Here is a 20880-nt window from a genome sequence, read left to right as displayed (position 1 = left end):
TAGCATTTATATAAAATTATATGAAAATTTCATCTGGTTCTTTAAATGTTTTGAATTCTATAAAATAACCATTAGGGTCTTCTACAAAAAATGAATTTTGCTCACCATTTTTATCTTCAAAAAAAGTTTTCTTTACGATGGTATCCATAGACCATCTATTAATTTTATCATGTAGCATTTCCCATTCATCACTATCTAAAATGACTCCAAAATGAAAAGATGGCAATTTTTCATTTTCTAATTTATAATACGGATAATCAAATTTGAAACTATCAACAGTTACAAATGTTAATTGACATCCATATAAATTAAAATCAACCCATTCTCCATTACTTCTACCCTCTTCAATTCCTATATCTTGAGTATAAAATTTTATGGTTTCTTTTAAATTTTTACAAGGTAATGATATGTGAAAATTAGTATTCATGTATTAAATTTTTAATTTGTAGCTTTTGCATGATAAAAACTTCATCGCTTAAAAGCATCAATAATTAATAATCATTTTTAACTTTTATCCAACAGATAAAATTAGATTTCCAGCTTTTCTAAATTTAAGCTTTTATTATTAATTAGTTTACAATTTAAATTATTGACTATTATTTAGATTGAAAATAAGTATAATATTCTTAAAAAAATTGAGGCTTCCCTCCTAGTTAATTTATAAAGTTGTTTAATAGAAAAGCATTTTAATTACTTCGAACAAAATTAAAATGATAATAATCCATTCTAACATACTACTATATCGATGATTTAAGATATCTCTAAATAAATCTAAGTTTTCTTTAATTACATCTAAGCTATTAATAATTCCATGATGTCTTTTAACTATATCTAATTCATCTCTTAATTTATAATCTAATAAAGAAAGGTTTTTATCATTCCAAGCTAATTCTGGAACCTCAAAAACAAATAAATCTTCAGCTATATTATTTTTCATATTCATTGTTTTACCAATAAATTTTCTCATTCTTTTTCTTGATAATTTAAAAGTTCCTGTAAGTTCTAGTTGTTTAGAGTATACTAGTGTTTTTTCATGTAAATCTGAAGCTTTATCTACATAATTCATTAAAGCTACAGATTGAGCTAAATTCAAACAAATGATATGAACAATGTCTGAATTTATTTTTTGTACATTAATTATTCCAAAATCAACATCATTTGCACTGGATAAAGACAATTTATAACTTTCTGAAGGAAGTTTTTTTATATCAATTTCTTTATTCAAGATTCTATGAATGACTTGAACTATTAATAATTCATTACAATTAAAAAAGACTATACTTCCATAATCTTTTATGTATATATAAGAGTTTGATTCTCTCTTATATAACAAAAACGTATGCTCCCTTTTTTCTATAAAAAAATTAGGGAAAAGAGCTCTAATCTCTGAAAGCTCTAATCGTTTTTCTAAATGATAAGCTTTAACAGATAAATTCATATTATTCTCTGTTATTAATCTTTGCCTTTAAGCTCTATTCCTTTATATAACATAACAATATTGGGTATTGTTATTTGTTTTTTAGTTTCAGGAATATAAAGTAATACATAAAATCCTGTAATATCTTTTATTTCTCCTGTTAAATCATATTCTTTATCTAGTATTTTAACTGTATTTCCTATTCGCATAGGATGATAAAAGAAAAGGATTACACTAGCAGTCAAATTAGAAAGCATAGACCATTGAGCAAAAAAACCTACTCCAAGAACTGCTAAAATAGATGAAGCGAAAACGCCAAACTGTTTAAACTCTATTCCTAAAATAAGTAAGAGGATAAAAAATGCCGATAAAAAATAAACTAAATAAAATAAATTTAAAATTAGTTTTCTTCTGTGCGGTTCAATAGCATTTTTAGTTATATAGGTTTTTGTTAATTTTTTAGTAATGTTAATAATAGTTAAAAGTATTATTAAAAGAACTGAAATTTTTATAATTATTGTATGCATTTCTTGTTTTGTAATAAAACCTCATTTATTAAATAAACGAGGTTTTTTTATTTATTAAGGTTTATTCTAATAATTTTAGAGATTTTAATACTAAAATTTCTTCATCAGAATCATCATCTGTAGATTCAATTATTGCGTATTTTAGTTCAAAAGTTTTACCTACATATGTTTCTCCTTCTAAATCATATTTTTCTATAAATTCTTCTTTAATTTCCTCGAAAATTAATGTTGATTGAATTTCTTTTACTTTATATGAAAAATTATATCCCATTTCATCATAACCTTCAAAAGTAGCTTTTACTTTAATATCGTTTGTTGTATCATGTAAAATAGCACTAGCCATTAAAGTTAGAGATAGAAATACTGTGAAAATTGATTTTAAAATTGTTGACTTCATCATTTTCTTTATTTTTTAAATTATAATTTAATTTGATCTTGGATATTAGCTACAACAAGTCCAAGAAACTTTTAGCAAAAACTAAGTGTTAATTATGCTCGTAGCATTAAAGAAAATGATGTTACATAGGCGTAAATTTATACTATCAAAAATACTTCTTTTTAAATTAAAAATAAAAAAAACATAATTAATTTTATTAGTAAAACCACATATTTAAAGTATTGAATAACAGAGGTTTAGAAAAATAATTTAATTAAACAAATTTCAACTTAGTCTTTGTGCGTTTTTTTAAAAATCATACCTTCATAAAAATATGATATATCCACAAATAAATTTAACTTTGTTAAAGCACAATAATCATTATTATTCATGACTAAAAAAGTTATACTTATTGTATTAGTATTTGTTATAAATTCAATAAGTTTTGCACAGGATAAAATTCAATCTGGTCCAATGGTAGGATACTCTACCATGAGAGAAGTTCTATTATGGATACAAACAAAAAAATCTTCGGAAGTTCATTTTGAATATTTCGATAAAGAAAATCCGAAAAAACGCTTTCAAACTGAAAAATATATAACTGAAAAGAAAAATGGATTTGTAGCTAGTTTAATAGCTGACAAAGTTTTACCAGGTAAACAATATATTTATGAAATATATTTAAATGGTAAAAAAGTTAAAAGAAATTATCCTCTAGAATTTCAGTCTCAAACACTTTGGCAATGGAGAACAGATCCTCCTGAAATTAATTTTGCTATTGGTAGTTGTACTTATGTTAACGAACCTCGTTTTGATAGGCCTGGTAAACCTTACGGAAGTAATTACGAAATATTCACTAGCATTTATAAACAGAAACCCGATTTCATGCTATGGTTAGGTGATAATACTTACTTGAGAGAAGCAGATTGGAATACTCGTACTGGTTTTTTACATAGATATACACATACAAGATCTTTAAAAGAATTACAACCTTTATTAGCTTCAACACATAATTATGCAATTTGGGATGATCATGATTTTGGTCCTAATGATTCAGATGGTAGCTTTCCTTTAAAAAATACTGCAGTAGAAATGTTTAAACTCTTTTGGGGAAATCCAAATTATGACGCATTAAATAATGGTGGTATTACTGGATCTTTTCAATGGGGAGATTTAGATTTTTTCTTGCTAGATAATCGATATTATAGAACAGCTAATAAAAACTTTACTGAAAAACGTGAAATGTTGGGTAAAGATCAAATTGATTGGTTAATTAATGCTTTATCATCTAGTAGAGCACCATTTAAGTTTATCGCTATTGGTTGTCAAGTTTTAAGTTCTGAAGCCATGCATGAAAATTATGCAACTTTTCCAGAAGAAAGAGCATATTTAATAAGAAAAATTAGAGAAGCTAAAATTGAAGGAGTTATTTTTTTAGATGGTGATCGTCATCATACTGGATTGAGTAAAATGAAAGAAAGTGATCGAGTTTATCCTTTATATGATTTAACTTGTTCTCCTCTTACTTCCGGGTCTCATCCTAGCAAAGAAGAAAACAATGTTTATAAATTAGAGGAAACGTTAGTTGGAAAACACAACTTTGGAATGTTAAATGTTAGTGGACCACGAAAAAACCGTGTTTTAAATATCAAAATATTAGATAAAAACGGAAATGAATTGTGGAGTAAGAATATAAAAGCTAATGATTTGAAATATAAAAAGTAAAAAAAGTGATGGTAATTTACCATCACTTTTTTTTAAGTGTTAAACTTAATTATTCATCTTTCCATTAGCACAGCTAATGAATGATTTAACTTTTTTACCTATAGAATTGGTATCGTTTTCGTCAGGATATCCTAGGTTTGATAGTATTTTTTTTACCGAAATTATATCATTATCATTTTTATAACGAAAACTAACTATAGAATTTTCAATATCGATACTTACTTCAGAAATATTGTGCACTTTATTTAACTTATTTTTTATTGTATTTGAACATCCAGAACACTTTAAATTTTGAATAACAATAGTATATTTTTTCATGATTTTTTTATAATTTAGATGGACAAATATATTTTGACACTTCTATTTCAGCCAATTTAATAGCTTTAAACCCACCTCTAATATCAATTAGATTATGTATGCCTCTACTTTTTAAAATTGATGCTGCTATAATACTTCTGTAACCACCTGCACAATGTAAATAAAAAGTTTTATTTAAAGGGAAATTGTTTAAATAGTCATTTAAATACTCCAAAGGTGAATTTTTAGCTCCAATCATATGTTCTGATAAAAATTCTGAAGATTTTCTTACATCAAAAACAGATATTTCTTCAAATGAATTTTGAATATTTTTAAGTTTTTCTGCTTCAATAGAAACAACTATATCAAACTCATTACCAATACTTTTCCACGACAAAAAACTTCCTTTTAAATATCCTAAAACATTATCAAAACCAACTCTTGATAATCTTTCTATAGCTTCTTCTTCTCTTCCCAATGGAGCTACTAATAAAATTGGTTGCTTTACATCTGCAATTAATGCACCAACCCATGGAGCAAAAGTTCCATCTAAACCTATAAAAATAGACCTTGGAATATGACCATTTACATAATCATTTTGATAACGAACATCTAAAATTAATGCTTCTGTTTCATTAGCTAAAAACTCAAATTCTACTGGAGATAAAGCTTTAGTACTTCTCTTTAAAATTTGATCAAAATCTTCATATCCTTCCTTATTCATTTTTACATTTGCTGGAAAATATTTTGGAGGTGGCAACAATCCATCCGTAACTTCTTTTATAAACTCATCTTTACTCATATTTTTACGCAAAGCATAATTTGTTTTCTTTTGATTACCTAAAGTATCTGTTGTTTCTTTACTTAAATTTTTTCCGCAAGCAGAACCTGCTCCGTGTGCGGGATAAACAATTACATCATCAGCTAATGGTAAAATTTTATTTCTTAAACTTTCAAATAACAAACCAGCTAAATCTTCTTTTGTTAAATCTGTAGCTTTTTGTGCTAAATCTGGACGGCCAACATCTCCTAAAAACAGAGTATCACCAGTAAAAATAGCATGATCTTTACCATTTTCATCTTTTAAAAGAAATACAGAACTTTCTAAAGTATGTCCAGGTGTATGAAGTACTGTAATTGTTACTTTCCCTAATTTGAAAGATTGTTTATCTTTTGCTATGATAGCATTAAAACTTGGATTTGCTTTAGGTCCATAAATTATAGGTGCAGACGTTTCTTTTGCTAAAGTTATATGCCCACTAACAAAATCTGCATGAAAATGAGTTTCAAAAATATATTTTATTTTTGCTTTATCCTTTTTTGCTCTTTCAATATATGGAGAAACATCTCTTAATGGATCAATAATAGCAACTTCGTTGTTACTTTCTATATAATATGCTCCTTGTGCTAAGCAACCTGTATATATTTGTTCTACTTTCATTTAAATAATCTTTTTAATTACATTTAATCTTCAGTTCATTCTTCTACAATTCATTATAATTGAGAAAATTCACATAAGTAACTTCCTAAAAATTTAAATATTAAAGTGGTTTGTAAACGAAATGTTTGTTATTGTAAGCTAAATTATTAAGTTCCCTTTATGGTATATACTATTTTATTGGGGGAAAAGCTGTATGTAATCAGGAACTGATAATGATTCAGCAATCATTGTACATACCATACCTTTAGGGAACCAAATTTTATTTAAATTCTTAATATAGTTACAAGTACTATTTTTTAAAAAAATAATTTTTCTTTATAACTTAAAAATAGTACTAAGTATAAATTTATTTTTATCTAAAGTATTTTTTCTTTTTAAGAATTTCAGTAACATTTGTAACATAAGGAATTATTTCATTAGAATATAGTTTCTATGTAACTCTAATTTTCCTAAATTTTCTAATTTTTTTAATAATCTAGAAATAACAACTCTAGAGGTATGTAGTTCATAAGCTATTTCTTGATGAGTATTTTTAATAATACCATCTTTAAAAATACGTGCTTTTTCCTCTAAGTATTTAAGTAATCTTTCATCCATTTTTAAAAATGCAATATTATCAATTGCATATAGCATTTCATTTAATCTATTATGATAGCTGTCAAAAATAAAACTTCTCCAACTTCTGTATTTACCCGACCACTCTTCTATTTTTCTAATAGGTATCATCACAAGTTTAACATCTGTTTCTGCTACAGCTCTAACTTTACTTTTTGATTGACCTAAACAACAAGTAAGTGTCATTGCACAAGTATCTCCTCTTTCTAAAAAATATAATAAAAGTTCATCTCCTTCGTTATCTTCCCTTAAAACTTTAATAGCTCCAGATAATAATAAAGGCATTGATCGAATATAATCACCTATTTCAATAATCTTATTTCCTGCCAAAACCTCTTTATATGTAGCTACTTGATTAATTTCAAATAATAATTCGTCTTCTAGTGTATTGCCAAATATATCTTTGATTTCATTAATCATTTTTGAAGATTTTAAGTGAAAAAGTTATTAAAAAAAATAAAATCTTTGAATTAAAGATTCAATTATTATACAAAATTACAATTTTACAACAGTTTTATTTGTTACCGATGTTACAAGTTTTTTAAAAACAACAACTATACTTGAATTAGTTTTTTACCTGATTCAATTAAAGTAGTATCTGTTTTTGCAAAACAAAATCTCAGTATACATTTGTTTGATGGACTTTTATAAAATACAGAGATTGGTATTGCTGCTACTCCATGCTTAACAATTAATTCCTTTGCAAAATCGACATCATTTTTGGTGCTAATATTTTTATAATTTACGAGTTGAAAATAAGTTCCTTCTGAAGGTAAAATTTCAAATCTGCTATGTTTTAACTGTTCTTGAAATAACTCTTTCTTTTTAGCATACATTTTAGCTATATTTTCAAAATTTACAATATCTAAATATTCAGAAATTGCATGTTGTGCTATACTATTTACACTAAAAACTAGAAATTGATGTATTTTTTTTATCTCTTTCATTAAGTTTTCAGGAGCTATCAAATACCCTACTTTCCAACCTGTAACGTGCAAAGATTTTCCAAAAGAAGAAACAATAATAGATCTATTAATTAGTTTAGGTCTGTTGTTAACCGATATATGTTGGTGCTTAAAAGAAATATATTCATAAACTTCATCACTCAATAAATTGATTTTAGGGTGCAAATCTAATAAAGCCTCAAAATCTGTAAAATCAGTTTCATTCCATATTTTTCCTGTTGGATTATGAGGATTGTTTATAATGATTAATTTAGTTTTAGAAGTAATTGCTGCTGCTATTTTATTAAAATTAGGAGAGTAATCTTCATTTAAAGATACTCTAACTGGTAGACCTCCAGCTACTTTAACAGATGGTACATAACTATCATAACTAGGATCTAAAATAATTACTTCATCTCCATTTTTTACTAAAGCATTAATTGTTGTGTAAATTCCTTGAGTAGCTCCAGAAGTAATTAACATTTCTGATTGTATATCTACCTTTCTTTGATAATTTTTCTCAGTAAGAAAAGCTACTTTTTTAAGTAAAGCTGGTAAACCAATCATAGGTGTATATTGATGAATATTTGTTGTTAACAAACGTTCTGATATTTGCAATAATTTTTCATCTACAGGGAAGTTTGGAAATCCTTGAGATAAATTAATAGCATGATGTTGATTCGCCAATTGCGACATTACAGAGAATATACTTGAAGTAACATTAGGTAATTTAGACATAAAAATTCTATCTGTTTACACGAAAATACCACATTGATAATGAAACTTGAATTTTATTTTACATAATTTTTATAAATAAAAAAGAACTTCCATCTTTTCGGAAGTTCTTATAATCTTCTAGGTTTTGTAACACTATTGGTTATTTCCCCCAAAACAAACAATAGTGAAATAAATTGGAAAACCTATGGTAACATATTAATAATGAAGCTAATGCTACCTTTATCACGATATTAACAAATTTAGTTAAACTTTTTTTAACTTAAAGTTAAACAAAACAGGAAAAACACTGTTTTTTTGATGTATGAATTTTATAATTGTAAAGCGAAGAAAACCTCAAGTTTGAGATTTTCTCCACTAGTGTTTATCCATTACATATCCCCCAATAGCAATCAAAACACATTTATTTAGACAATAAAAAAAATTTAAAGTCACATTATAAAAATTTACTGAAGCTTATCTCTTAAAATAGTAGATAGAGTTAAATATTTTCTAATAGTTTTTTTGCTTGTTTTGCTACTTCTCCATTTTTATCAATAGCTATTACTTTTTGTAAAATTTCTATTCCTTCTTTTTTAGAACCTAGTTTTATATAGTTTTCTCCTAAACCTTGTAGTGCTTTAACTGAATTCGGAAATAAATGAGTTACAAAAGAAAAAATTTGAACAGATGCTTGCGGGTTATAATTAGACACTTGATTTCCAGACTTTATTAATTCTGATTCGAAATCGAAAAATGAATATTTCGGGTCTTGTATCATTTTAGGAATTTCAGTGGCTAATTTTTCTAATTGATTAGTATCGTATAAATTTCTTATATGATCCATTGGTTTATGAATAAAATTTTCTGCTTTAAAAGTTAATGCTGCTTGTAATACAGGATCTTGATTTGTAATATAATCTTTGAAACTCATTGTGACTGGAATTTGTGGAGCAATCCATTCTTCGTTTTCCCAAGCTGGTTTATCTTGCCACCAAGCAAATGATAAATACACTGGTATTTTACTATTTGGAAGTATTTCTGGACGTGCATCTCCCCAAAAATTTACGTTTTCAGCAGTTGGTTCACCTACAAAAATTACGTTCGTATAATTGTCTAATTCGTTTACTAAATTCTGGCAAGCAGAAAATGTTCTTCTACCAATAATTACATATAAATTTCCAACTTTATTAATTTTATTAGATCTTATTATTTCTTTAATTATCGGTTTGTTTAAATAGTTATTTCCTCCCCCATTTAATCGTAAATCAATCACTAACTTTTCTACTTCATTATTTTCTATAAAATCAAAAACTCCTCTGTAAAAGTTTTCTGTATTTACAGATTTATCGTCTCTAATTTTACTGTGTCTAACATACACAGCTTTATGCTTGGGTAAATATTCTTGATAATAAACTTTATCCAAATGTTTTAAATACAAAGGTGTTGAATTTTGACCTCTAGCGGTTAACCAATCTTCATTTTGTTGTATATGACTATATTTTTTAGGTACGGTTTCTCCTTTTGGAAGTGCATTAAATTCCATTTGAAACACTTTTCCATTTTTTTCTAAAGTAAGTTCTATAGTTTTTTGAAGTGTATCTGTAATCCTTTTTGCATGTAATACTTCAGCAATTGTTAAATAATTAATTCCGTAAGCTTTAAAATATTGACTATTCTCTGAATTTACAACAGGTTTGATCTTCTCTAAAGCATCTGATATATCAACATTGTTGATTTTTAACACTTTAGCACCCAATGCTTTTTTATATGCTTTAGAAACTCCTTCAATAAAAATTCCGTCATTATATTCATAAAGATTGAAAGGAAAAGAATGAAATTTCATGGGATTTAACCCAAAATATATCCCTGTATGTCCGTATTCAAAAGAAGCTATAATTTCAGTCATCCTAACAATGATCTCGTGCTCTTGTAGATTTGGAATATCTTGGTGTAATTTTTCAATCTTTGCATCAAAGTCTGTTTCCGTGGTTTTAACAAATAATGAAGCATAATCTTTATGAATTTTATGTTGTAAAAATTTAAGATCATTTCTCCAATCTTCAGCAGGTAAAATCTTTTGAGCCGATAGTTGTACTACAATAAATATTGATAGTATATAGAATATTTTTTTCATGGTAATAATTTTTTAAAGAGATAATTACACCACAAATATTCTTTAATTTTGAACTTTAAGACATTAGTTTCTATTGAATTGTAGTTTTTTAAACTTGAAATGTCACAGTTACATAAGATTTTAAAATAGATTCATAACTTTACATTGCAGAAATGTTTTCATTTATCAAATCAATATATCATGAATTTATCTACATTAAACTTAAAACAGTTAATAGCTGCAGCTAGTGTAACACTAATATTATTTTCTTGTAAACAAGAACAAAAAGAAAAAAAAGTTGTAGAAAAAGATACTACTAAAACAGATTTAAAAGCTGCACTAACTTTTTATAGTTCTTTTGATAATGGCATTGAAGCAGATTTTGCACTTGGAGATAAAAAAATGTATACTGTACCGAATAGAAAAGCTGTAGATTCTGCTAAAGTTGGATTGCATAAACCTGATATAACAAGACAAGACGGAAAAGGAAAATACGGAGCAGGTTTAGTATTCACAGAACGTAGTTCTGGTAATATTTATTACCCTAGTGAAAAGAACATTAATTATAATACTGAAAATTGGAATGGAGCTGTTTCTTTTTGGTTAAGTTTAGATCCAGCGACTGATTTAAAACCAGGTTATTGTGATCCGATTCAAATTACAGATGTTAGTTATAATGATGCTGCTATTTGGGTTGATTTTACTAAGGAAAATCCGCGTGATTTTAGATTAGGAGTTATTGGTGATCGAGAAGTTTGGAATCCAAATCCTGAAGGACCAGATAACGAAAATCCTATTTTCAATAAAAGATTAACTGGAGTAAAAAACCCACCTTTTGAAACTGGGAAATGGACTCATATTTTAATTAACTTTTCTGATTTAAATACAAAAGAAGGAAAAGCTTCTCTATATATTAATGGAGAACTTAAAGGAACACGTAAACAAATTGACACTCCTTTTACATGGGATGTATCTAAATCGAATATTTATTTAGGATTAGGTTATATCGGTCTTTTTGATGAACTATCTATTTTCAATAGAAGTTTAACAGATAAAGAAATCAAAACGTTGTATAACTTAGAAAATGGAGTTCAAACCATTTTAAACTAAAGGAATTAAGAATTCATCCAAGATTTAAAATCACTTGTTTTTTGTCTGCTCACAATAAATTCCTGATCTCTAGGATTAGATAAAACTAATTTTACACGGTGATTGAAATAAGGATCTATCTTTAGAATTGAAAATTTTGAGACTATTTGTCCTCTATTTATCTTATAAAATTTAGTTTGATCTAAAGAATTAAATAATTGATCGATAGTCTCATCTATAATATATCGTTTTGTATTAGTTACACCAAACGTTATACTATCTTGAGAATACACGTACAAAAGTTCTGATATTCTAATTTGTACAAAACTATTTCCTTCTTTGACTAAAATTCCGGCTCTTTCCTGTGGAGTTTGTAGACTTCCTAATAACTCTTTCAAAACATCAGAAGACAAATTATTAGAATTTGTATTAGACTTTTGAAACTTATTTAATGCCGTTTCTAAATCTTCTTGTTGTACTGGTTTTAAAAGATAATCTACGCTATTTACTTTAAATGCCTGAATAGCATATTGATCGAAAGCGGTAGTAAAAATTATAGGAGCTTCAATTTCTATTTTCTGAAAAATTTCAAAACTCAAACCATCCGCCAATTGAATATCCATAAATACTAAATCTGGATCAGAGTTCTCTGTAAACCAAACAACAGTGTCTTCAACAGTATCAATAACATCTAACAATTCGTAATTAAAAGAAGTTTTATTTAATAAGTTCTCTAATTGTCTTGCTGCACGTGGTTCATCTTCAATAATTAATATTTTCATAGTTTTATTTTTGATCATCTATTTTTAATAAAGGTAGAATTACAGTGAAAAATTCTCCATCGTTATTAATCTCTATGGCTTTATCAGATACTAAACTGTAACGTTTTGTGATATTTTTTAATCCGATTTTGGTTGAAGGTAATTGCGTAGATTTTTTTTGAATTTTATTACTCACAATTAACTGATTTTCTTTGGTTTTTACAGAAACTATTAAAGGTTTAGCTTTTGAAACTATATTATGTTTTATTGCATTTTCAATTAAAAGTTGCAAACTCATAGGAATAATCATAGTTGATAGTTTATCTTCTGAAATATCCCATTCAATAATTAAGTTATCGCCAAATCGTTCTTTTTGAATATGAATGTAAGATTTAACAAATTTCAATTCTTCATGAAGCTGTAATAAATTAGAATTACCAGATTCTAAAATAAAACGATAAACATCAGATAATTTATCTACAAATAATTTTGCATCTTCTTTATCTTCCACTTCTATAATATCTCGTAATGTATTTAAACTATTAAATAAGAAATGAGGTTTAGCTTGATTTGTTAATGTATCTAATTGAGCCTGAATCATAACTTGTTTCGTTTGTTCCTCTTCTCGTATAGATTTCTTTAAACGAACATTATAATAAATAGCTTCATAAATAGCCATATCCATAACGACTATAATTATAATGGGTAAAAGAACTTTAAAATTCATAGCATATGTGGAGTGCATTCCAAAAAGACTAAAGAAAAATGTTAAAAATTTATTTCCGAAAAGATCTACAATTAAAATCACTGCAATAATTGCTATGAAAAGTATTATTATCCGTTTGGTATCATCTTTAAAATCAGGGAATTTCTTTCTTAAAAAAATTAGTATACTTCTAATAACTAACCAATCAAAAATTGTAAAAAAAAGTGAAGAACTCCACCTTATCAATAAAATAATTATTGGATTATTAAATGACATATCATTAAAAAGGAAGCTTGTAACAAAACTTATAATAACAATCCCTATAATACTAAACCAAAGGTCATCAAAACCTAAATACAGTACACGTTTTTCTTTATCGAACAATTTCATAATTTATAATCGTATAAATGGTAATCCTTGTTTAGCTTGATAAAACGTAAAAGCAATCCACAAAGCATATAACAATCCGAAAACAGTAACAACAATAATTTTATTACGATCTGTTGTTTTCCATTTTTTAGAAAGTATGAATGCGAATAAAGGAATTATTTGTAAGCCATGCAAACCAAAAAAATGCGCTACTCTTAAATCACCAGCAATTGTACTCCAATTTACTAATGGTAAACCTTCTCCTCCATCTGCTACTCCAACATTATGTGCTAATTGACTAATCATTTGTCCACCAACCCAACTTCCAGCAACAATAATAATCCATCCCATTAATATTGCCCATTGAATTGATTTTTCAACTTTAAGTTTTAATCTAGTTGTTTCAAAAATGAAAAATATCATTATTAAAACATTAATAGCAACAAAAATTCCCATTGCAGCGAATAACAAACCATCTAATAAAGAAGATTGATTATAATGTGACTTAACTCCTCTTATTCCTTGTGCTACAATAATTCCTATTTCAATTAGCAAAGTCCACGAAACAATATTATTAAGTATACTTTTTTTTCTTTTTGAAAAAGGATATAATGACATGAAATATCCAAAAGTTAAAATATAAATTGCTCCAGAAATCAAGAATTTTAAAGGTTTTATCCAAACATTTACTCCCATTAAAACTCTATTATCAATTAAAAGCCCAACTATAGCTACCATAACAAAAATTAAATGCGCTAAAACAATACTATAAAGTACCGGACTTTCTTTCTTTACTGTACTTAAAACATGTGTTAAATACTTTTTCATAATTATGCTTTTTTAATTGATTTTATAATTGTGAATAAAAGAAAACCAATTGGTCCAAGCATAAATGTTCCAAACAGACATGGAGCCAATATTACTGGATGAATTTTTAGTTCTTTATTTTGATCTAACATCCACATTCCAACAACAAGATCGAAAGCTAAATAATGTATCCATCCTGCAAGAACTGCATTTTCTACTGTAAATAATTTCATTACAGAAGTCAAACTTCCAAAATCCATCATTCCTCCTTGTCTTATAGAAATAAATATGTAAATCATATAAATTATCGATAATAGTAAAGGAATGATTTTAAAATCTATTAAAATTCTTGTTACCTTCCATTTAGGTAAGAAAATCATTAAACTCCACATTAACATAGCTAACATGCCGGAAATAGAAAATATATCTGATGGTATCATAATAAATTGTTTTTGATACGTCAAATATCTAATCATAGTTTAAATAGATGAATTCATTTCTTTTGAATCATCGTTAATTAATATTGAATTGTTATAATTCCCATTCATATTCAATATAAAACTATAACTACAAAGTGTATTAAATACTTTAAGCAATATTTATTAAATATTACTTTATCTTTTTAAAAGTCACATATATTAACTAATTTGGTAAATTGGAATTATTATGTAGTTGTGAAAAAAATAAAGTTTCCCTAATGGCTAAGAGATATATAAAACAGCTATACCATAAATGGCTTTATTTATCTATCATTTTAACCTTTTTCTCTTTTTATACTTATGGATTAGAGGAACAGAAAGATCATATAATTGATTTAAAAAACATATCTTTTGAAAACAAACCTGAAATTGATCTTAAATCTAATTGGGAATTTTACTGGTTAGAATTAATTGAACCTGGGAATTTTGATAATTATAAATTATCCTCTTTAGTTTCACTTAAAAACTGGACCAATTTTACATTTAATAAAAAAAAACTACCATCATTTGGATATGCAACATATCGTCTAAAATTTCATGTTTCTAAAGACTCTCCAAATCTATCATTATACATACCTGCAGCTTATGCTTCTTCCAAATTATGGATAAATGGTAAATTGATTTCTGAAATAGGAAAAGTTTCTGTAACAAAAGAGAAAACATTACACAGAAGGCACACCCAAATTATTCCTCTAAACACTCATGAAGTTGACTTTGAAATTGTTATTCAAGTTGCTAACTTTTATCATATTAAAGGAGGGATAAATAAACCTTTGAAACTAGGAACAAGTCGTCATTTAAATAATGTAAAATCTAAAAGAATTGTAGCGGATATGCTTTTTATAGGCTGTTTAGGTTTTATAGGCACTTTTTTTATTATATTTTTCTTATTGTACTGGAACAAAGATAAAGCCATTTTATATTTAGGTATTGCTTGCATTTCTTTGGCTTATATGGCTCTTAGTGATCGTTATGCTCCATTAGCTGAAATTTTTAAAACAATTAACTGGAGTTTCTTAACTAAAATAGAATATATATCGTTATTTGTTGCTGGGGCTAGTTCTAGTCTATTTTTTTCAGTCATTTTCAAAGGTAATGTTCATAGATATTATGAAAAAGTATTAAAATACGTTAATTTACTACTAATCATTATTGTAGTTTTATTACCAGCACCATATTTCACTCAGTTAGTAATTCCATTTTTATTTTTAATGATTATTAATTTAATCTATGTTACCTACATTATTATAAGAACAATGTTATCTGGTAAATTACATGATTCTATTTTAATGTTAGCAAGCACATTACTTGGCTCAATAGTTTTTTATATTCATATTTTTGTTTTTTTAGGAAACAATGATAATGCAGTTGTTTATGTAAACTTTGGCTATGTATCTGTTTTTCTTCTTTTATCTATGCTTTTAATGCTTCGTTTTTCTAACTCTTTTGAACAATTAGAAAAGTCAACAATACTTGCTTTACAGCAAAAGATAGAAATTACTAAAAAGTCGGAACAATTGTCTGATATAAATTTAAAATTGAAAGAAAATTTAAAACAATTAAAAAATTTCAATAAAGAGTTAGATAGTTTTAATCATATTGTATCTCACGATTTAAAAGCTCCTCTTATAGCCATGCATTCATTAGTTTCATTTATTGAAGAGGATTTAGATACAACTTTAGATGATAATGCTAAAAGTCATTTTAATTTACTAAAAGAAAGAATTTCAAAAATGAATGCTTTAATAAACGGTTTATTAGAATACTCCAAAATATCTAGAGGTAATAAAAAAAAGGAATTATTTCGTTTGAATGACTTATTAAATGATGTTATAAGTGTAATTAATTATCAAAATAATAGTATTATTAATATTCCATTGGAAAACATAGAAATTAGTACAAATAAAATTGAATTAGAGCATGTTTTTCAAAATTTGATTAGTAATTCTATAAAATATAATGATAAAGAACAAGCTATTATAGACATCTCCTTTCTAAAATTTAAAGATAAATATATATTCACTGTTTCTGATAATGGACCAGGAATTGAACCTCAGTATCATAATAAAATTTTTGAAATTTTCAGTAAGTTAAATACTAACGATTCAATAGAAAGCACTGGTGTTGGTCTCTCTATTGTCAAAAAAATAGTTTCAGAAAATAATGGTGAAATTACAGTTGATTCTGAAATAGGAAAAGGAACTAAAATTAGTTTTACTTGGAAAGTTTAAAAATTAAGCTTCTCTATTCAAAAATAAAGAAGCTTAACAGTAAGTAGTGAGTTTTTGAACTCTAAAATTAATTAAATTAATAAACCCTTCCTCTTATTTAATTAATTTATATCTTAAAAATAAAATAACTAATTGTTTATAAATATGATAATAATCAGTTTCGATGTTTTTTTAAAAGTTTAAATTTTAGTTGACATGAAGTGAATTCGTAATCAATTTTATTATTAAGCTTTATATTTTTCGGTACTATTATGATACGTTTGAAAGCCTGAATAGGCCTTATTTGATTTAAACTTGTCTTATTTTTTTCTTTTTCTCCACAAATTACAAGTAGATTGTCTTCCCAATACACTCTAAATCTCCATTTACAAGAACCAGTAAAAACTAATTTTAAAGAAAAAACATGTTTATATTCTTTAACAGTTAATGGTGGTAAATAATCATTATTTCTAAGAAAATAATCACCAAAATTAATATAATCGTTAGTAGACCATGGAGTTAACTCATTATTAAACTTAGTTGCGTATATCATTTAGAAATTAGTTGTTTTGGTAAAATTACCTATCCAATATAAGTTTCTAAATGATAAAAATCATTTATTTATAGACGAATGATTCTTTTTGTAGGTTTACTTCCCTTTCTAATACTACTAATGATATAGCTTCTAATTCATTTAATTTTTATTAAAAGCTATTATCAAAAAATACACAAAATTTCAAGTTGTAAGAATTATTTATAATTCCATTTAAATTCATTAAATAAATCTTTCCAATTTTTAGGTAAACTTGATACTAAGTTTAACTTTTCCTTTGTAAAAGGATGTTCAAATTCTAAAGAAATAGCATGTAAGAATAAATTCTTCCAGTTAAAATTTTCTTCAAACATGGCATTATGATTTTTGTCTCCATATTTACCATCGCCAATGAGAGGATGGCTAATTTTATTCATATGAATTCTTAATTGATGTAAACGTCCTGTTTTAGGTAATAACTCAACTAAACTGTATCTAGAAGTATCATATGGTTTTACAGGAACATTTAAAATAACATTTTGTAATGTTTTTAAATGTGTTTCTGCTTCTTTATAAACTTTGCTATCTTTTCCTTTAACAGGAGAATCTATAATTTTAGTTTCTGGAGAAAAACCTCTAACAACACCTAAATATTTTTTTTGAATATTATTTTCTGTAAATAATTGTTGAAACTTAGAAACATATTGTGTTTCTTTCGTTAATAAAATAATTCCAGATGTTCTTCTGTCTAATCTATGAACTGGATAAAACTTTTGTTGAAATTGGATATTTAATAATTGTAATAAAGAATCTTCTTCTCTAACATTTCTTGAATGATAAGCATGATGAACAACCACATCATTTGGTTTTGTAACTACAATACAATATTCATCTTCATAAATTATTTCCACATTCATTATTCAAAAATGTTTTTTAATTCTGACTTTAATTCAGACATTGATATTTTATTTTTAATAATTTTTCCATTTTGATCTATTAAAACCATGTGAGGTAAAGCATTAACCCCGTATAAAGATGACACTCTATTATAATCATCGTAAACATGATTCCAACTTTCTAAACCATCAATCAAAATTCCATTTTTCCAATCAGAAACTGATCTATCTTCTGAAACAGAAAGTACATCAAATCCTTTAGGATAGTATTTTTCATATAAAAATTTAATTTCTGGTGATGCTGCTCTACACGGAGGACACCAACTTGCCCAAAAATCTATCAATAAAGCTTTTCTTCCTTTTAATAAACTTTTTAGTTCTGTTTTAGAACCTCTTAGATTTACAGCAAAAAAATTAGGAGCTACTTTTCTTCTAGAAATACTTTTTTCTAGTTCTAACAATTTCATTTGTTTCACTCTTTTTTGAATAGAGTTTAATAAATTCTGATTTGTTGAATTGATTATTTTATGATTTAATTGTATAGCTTCTGATGAGGACATTTTAGATTCTTTAAAAACAATTTCAGATAAAATATTATTTTTATTTTTAATTATAAAATTCATAGTTTCCTTGCTTTTATTTTTTTGTAAGGAATCGATGCTTTTTAAAAGAGTTCTTAATGAAATGTCTTTAAATTCATATTTTGAATAATAAGCAGAGATTAAATTGTTAATTTGATTGCTTTTAAAACGATAATTATTAAGTAATGTATTTAATTTTCCGCCTATTATCTTAGCTTCAAACTTATCTAAAACAGCTACAAACCTGGTAGAATCTATAATAAAAGGATATGAAATTTGGTTGATATTTAAATAAAATAACTCTTGCTTAAAAACATTTCTGTTAAATATAAAAGAGTTATTTCTTATTAAAGTTGAATCTATTTTATTAAAAGATTTATCCAATAAATACACAATATTCGAGTGATTATGCATTATTTTTCCTTCTAAACTAAAATTAGTTTCATCATTCTTTACATCACCATTTTTTTTTTCTTTTTTACATGAGAAAATAACTATAATAAAAGTAATGAATAAGAAACCTGGAAATTTCCTCATGATTATTTTTAATAATTCATTGACAAATTTACAATTTTATACCTACTGAAAACAAAAAACCATCTAAAAAACAAGTTCATAGATGGCTTTAATTTTATATTGTTGTTTTATTTAGAAGTCTTGAAAAATAGCATGCATCATACGCTTTTTATCATTTATACTTTCTTCTAAAGAAATCATTGTTTCTGTTCTGTTTACACCATGAATTTCATCTATTTTGTAAATAATATCTTTTGCATCATTAGTGTCTTTTGCTCTTACTTTACAGAAAATATTATATTTTCCTGCTGTAACATAAGCTACGGTTACATTCGGTATTAAACGTAAATTATCGATAACGTGCTGAGTCATTGATGTTTTTTCTAAGAAAACACCTACATGAGCTATAAAAGCATAACCCATTTTCTCGTAATCTAATGTTAAAGTAGATCCTTGTATAATTCCTTCATCTTCCATTTTCTTAACACGAACATGTATAGTACCAGCAGATACTAATAATTTTTTTGCGATATCAGTGAATGGAGTTCTAGCATTTTCGATTAAAATATCTAATATTTGATGATCGATTTCGTCTAATACAAATTTCTTCATTTTTTAATTTTATTCATAGTATCGGGCAAAAATATGAATTATTTTTAACAAACAAGAACTATTGTGTTTGAAAAATTAAACATTTAATAAAATTTTAATATTCGAAAACGATTTCGTTATGTCCGATATGCTCTTTTAAATTTCCTTCTTGATGCTTTTTTAACGTAGAAACGAATTGATTATCTATTATTTTATCTTCATATTGATAAGCTATATCCTCTTTGTTTTTATACCTATGAATTACGTCAAAAAACTGTTTATTATTGTTCGGTATATCAAAATAAGATTTGTAAGTAGAAAAATTATCTGATGTAGAAATATGTAATAATCCCTTCAATAATGAGTAGAAATTAAACTTACGAACTTCTTCCCTATTGTAATCATCTTTATAGTGCCCTGCCTCAATAAGAATTGTATTGTGACCTAATTTCTGAAAATTATCACCAGTTGCTGTTGGGTAAAACTCATCTGTATATCTTCCTACTTGATTAGGTATAATACTTTGCAATAAATTATTCATTGCGATAATAACGTTCATAGTTTCTTTTCTTCCAGAAGTAATTTTTCTAGATTCCTCTTCTGATGGAGCCAAAAAGGAAATTGTTGCTGGTTGGTTTTTTCCTTCTACTCCAAATATAGTTCTTTGATCATGTAAATTGAAACAAAACTTAGGATTAATTATATCTAATGTATTACGAAGTAATTTACTTTCACAAGCTAGTAAATCAACAGCATCACGATTTAAATCTATATTTTTAGCATTAACTCTTGTATATGCTAAAGCTCCATCTGGGTTTAGCATCGGTATAAATGTAATAGTACAATTATCTAAAATTGATTTAGCTATATTATGTTCGGAATAAGATTCAAAAAAATTAAATAAATCAAATAGTGCTTTGGTGCCGGTACTTTCGTTACCATGCATTTGACTCCAAATCATTATTTTTTTTCTTCCATTGCCTAATTTCAATTTAAAAATATTTCTATTCTGTTCAGATTTTCCTAGTAAATCTAATTGAAAAAGATTTTTATTTAAAGAGGAAACTAAAGGTTCTATATCAGAAAGTGTAATCCATTTACCAAATAATTTATCTTCTTTTATTTTTGGATAAATTTCTTCTAAAAAAGATATCGTAATACTTGTATTCAT

General features: G+C 26.0%; 21 protein-coding genes. 3 read left to right on the top strand and 18 right to left on the bottom strand.

The window, feature by feature from the left end; translation table 11 throughout:
- Positions 1-16: 16 nt before the first annotated feature.
- The 4 genes from AC2TEO_RS02015 to AC2TEO_RS02000 form a co-directional block, all read right to left on the bottom strand.
- Positions 17-427 carry a VOC family protein gene (locus AC2TEO_RS02015; protein ID WP_442266510.1) on the bottom strand — a complete coding sequence of 137 codons (411 nt, stop codon included), beginning with the start codon at positions 425-427 and terminating at the stop codon, positions 17-19.
- A gap of 243 nt (positions 428-670) precedes the next feature.
- Positions 671-1438, bottom strand: a complete 768-nt coding sequence (locus tag AC2TEO_RS02010; RefSeq protein WP_442266509.1) for an RMD1 family protein — start codon at positions 1436-1438, stop codon at positions 671-673.
- Positions 1439-1452: 14 nt separating this feature from the next.
- Entirely contained in the window at positions 1453-1944 is a 492-nt protein-coding gene (locus tag AC2TEO_RS02005; protein WP_442266508.1) for a mechanosensitive ion channel domain-containing protein, read from the bottom strand.
- Between the two features lie 61 nt (positions 1945-2005).
- On the bottom strand, positions 2006-2344 hold the full coding sequence (locus AC2TEO_RS02000; protein ID WP_442266507.1) for a hypothetical protein: 339 nt from the start codon (positions 2342-2344) through the stop codon (positions 2006-2008).
- Between the two features lie 366 nt (positions 2345-2710).
- Between AC2TEO_RS02000 and AC2TEO_RS01995 the strand changes: the two genes are divergently transcribed.
- Positions 2711-4045, top strand: a complete 1335-nt coding sequence (locus AC2TEO_RS01995) for an alkaline phosphatase D family protein (protein ID WP_442266506.1) — start codon at positions 2711-2713, stop codon at positions 4043-4045.
- A 45-nt stretch (positions 4046-4090) separates the two neighbouring features.
- Here the strand turns inward: AC2TEO_RS01995 and AC2TEO_RS01990 are convergent, their stop codons facing one another.
- From AC2TEO_RS01990 to AC2TEO_RS01970, 5 genes are all read right to left on the bottom strand, one after another.
- On the bottom strand, positions 4091-4363 hold the full coding sequence (locus AC2TEO_RS01990) for a heavy-metal-associated domain-containing protein (protein ID WP_442266505.1): 273 nt from the start codon (positions 4361-4363) through the stop codon (positions 4091-4093).
- Positions 4364-4370: 7 nt separating this feature from the next.
- The gene (locus AC2TEO_RS01985; protein ID WP_442266504.1) at positions 4371-5783 is read right to left on the bottom strand and encodes an MBL fold metallo-hydrolase; all 1413 of its coding nucleotides are present in this window, start codon (positions 5781-5783) and stop codon (positions 4371-4373) included.
- Between the two features lie 408 nt (positions 5784-6191).
- On the bottom strand, positions 6192-6818 hold the full coding sequence (locus AC2TEO_RS01980; RefSeq protein WP_442266503.1) for a Crp/Fnr family transcriptional regulator: 627 nt from the start codon (positions 6816-6818) through the stop codon (positions 6192-6194).
- 134 nt (positions 6819-6952) lie between these two features.
- Positions 6953-8080, bottom strand: a complete 1128-nt coding sequence (locus tag AC2TEO_RS01975) for a methionine aminotransferase (RefSeq protein ID WP_442266502.1) — start codon at positions 8078-8080, stop codon at positions 6953-6955.
- Positions 8081-8558: 478 nt separating this feature from the next.
- On the bottom strand, positions 8559-10193 hold the full coding sequence (locus AC2TEO_RS01970) for a hypothetical protein (RefSeq protein ID WP_442266501.1): 1635 nt from the start codon (positions 10191-10193) through the stop codon (positions 8559-8561).
- Positions 10194-10373: 180 nt separating this feature from the next.
- Here AC2TEO_RS01970 and AC2TEO_RS01965 point away from each other — a divergent pair, with 180 nt between their 5' ends.
- Entirely contained in the window at positions 10374-11282 is a 909-nt protein-coding gene (locus AC2TEO_RS01965; protein ID WP_442266500.1) for a LamG-like jellyroll fold domain-containing protein, read from the top strand.
- Positions 11283-11287: 5 nt separating this feature from the next.
- Here the strand turns inward: AC2TEO_RS01965 and AC2TEO_RS01960 are convergent, their stop codons facing one another.
- From AC2TEO_RS01960 to AC2TEO_RS01945, 4 genes are read right to left on the bottom strand one after another with little or no spacing between them, the layout of a single operon-like run.
- Positions 11288-12043, bottom strand: a complete 756-nt coding sequence (locus tag AC2TEO_RS01960) for a LytR/AlgR family response regulator transcription factor (RefSeq protein WP_442266499.1) — start codon at positions 12041-12043, stop codon at positions 11288-11290.
- A 4-nt stretch (positions 12044-12047) separates the two neighbouring features.
- Complete coding sequence (locus AC2TEO_RS01955; protein WP_442266498.1) at positions 12048-13118, bottom strand: sensor histidine kinase; 1071 nt, start codon at positions 13116-13118, stop codon at positions 12048-12050.
- 3 nt (positions 13119-13121) lie between these two features.
- Positions 13122-13925 carry a hypothetical protein gene (locus AC2TEO_RS01950; RefSeq protein WP_442266497.1) on the bottom strand — a complete coding sequence of 268 codons (804 nt, stop codon included), beginning with the start codon at positions 13923-13925 and terminating at the stop codon, positions 13122-13124.
- Positions 13926-13927: 2 nt separating this feature from the next.
- Positions 13928-14344 (bottom strand): ABA4-like family protein, encoded by a 417-nt coding sequence (locus AC2TEO_RS01945; RefSeq protein WP_442266496.1) that lies wholly within the window; start codon positions 14342-14344, stop codon positions 13928-13930.
- A gap of 257 nt (positions 14345-14601) precedes the next feature.
- Between AC2TEO_RS01945 and AC2TEO_RS01940 the strand changes: the two genes are divergently transcribed.
- Positions 14602-16614 (top strand): sensor histidine kinase, encoded by a 2013-nt coding sequence (locus AC2TEO_RS01940; protein WP_442266495.1) that lies wholly within the window; start codon positions 14602-14604, stop codon positions 16612-16614.
- Positions 16615-16768: 154 nt separating this feature from the next.
- On the opposite strand, the gene AC2TEO_RS01935 is transcribed toward AC2TEO_RS01940, so the two are convergent.
- The 5 genes from AC2TEO_RS01935 to AC2TEO_RS01915 form a co-directional block, all read right to left on the bottom strand.
- Complete coding sequence (locus tag AC2TEO_RS01935; RefSeq protein ID WP_442266494.1) at positions 16769-17146, bottom strand: hypothetical protein; 378 nt, start codon at positions 17144-17146, stop codon at positions 16769-16771.
- A gap of 197 nt (positions 17147-17343) precedes the next feature.
- Complete coding sequence (locus AC2TEO_RS01930; RefSeq protein ID WP_442266493.1) at positions 17344-18042, bottom strand: pseudouridine synthase; 699 nt, start codon at positions 18040-18042, stop codon at positions 17344-17346.
- On the bottom strand, positions 18042-19139 hold the full coding sequence (locus AC2TEO_RS01925) for a redoxin family protein (RefSeq protein ID WP_442266492.1): 1098 nt from the start codon (positions 19137-19139) through the stop codon (positions 18042-18044). The genes AC2TEO_RS01930 and AC2TEO_RS01925 overlap by 1 nt, the downstream gene beginning before the upstream one ends.
- Before the next feature lie 111 nt (positions 19140-19250).
- Complete coding sequence (locus tag AC2TEO_RS01920; protein ID WP_442266491.1) at positions 19251-19730, bottom strand: Lrp/AsnC family transcriptional regulator; 480 nt, start codon at positions 19728-19730, stop codon at positions 19251-19253.
- Positions 19731-19824: 94 nt separating this feature from the next.
- Complete coding sequence (locus AC2TEO_RS01915) at positions 19825-20880, bottom strand: M14 family zinc carboxypeptidase (RefSeq protein WP_442266490.1); 1056 nt, start codon at positions 20878-20880, stop codon at positions 19825-19827.

It is taken from the genome of Tenacibaculum aquaeponti (assembly GCF_057221555.1).
This window is presented reverse-complemented; position numbering and strand designations above follow the sequence as displayed.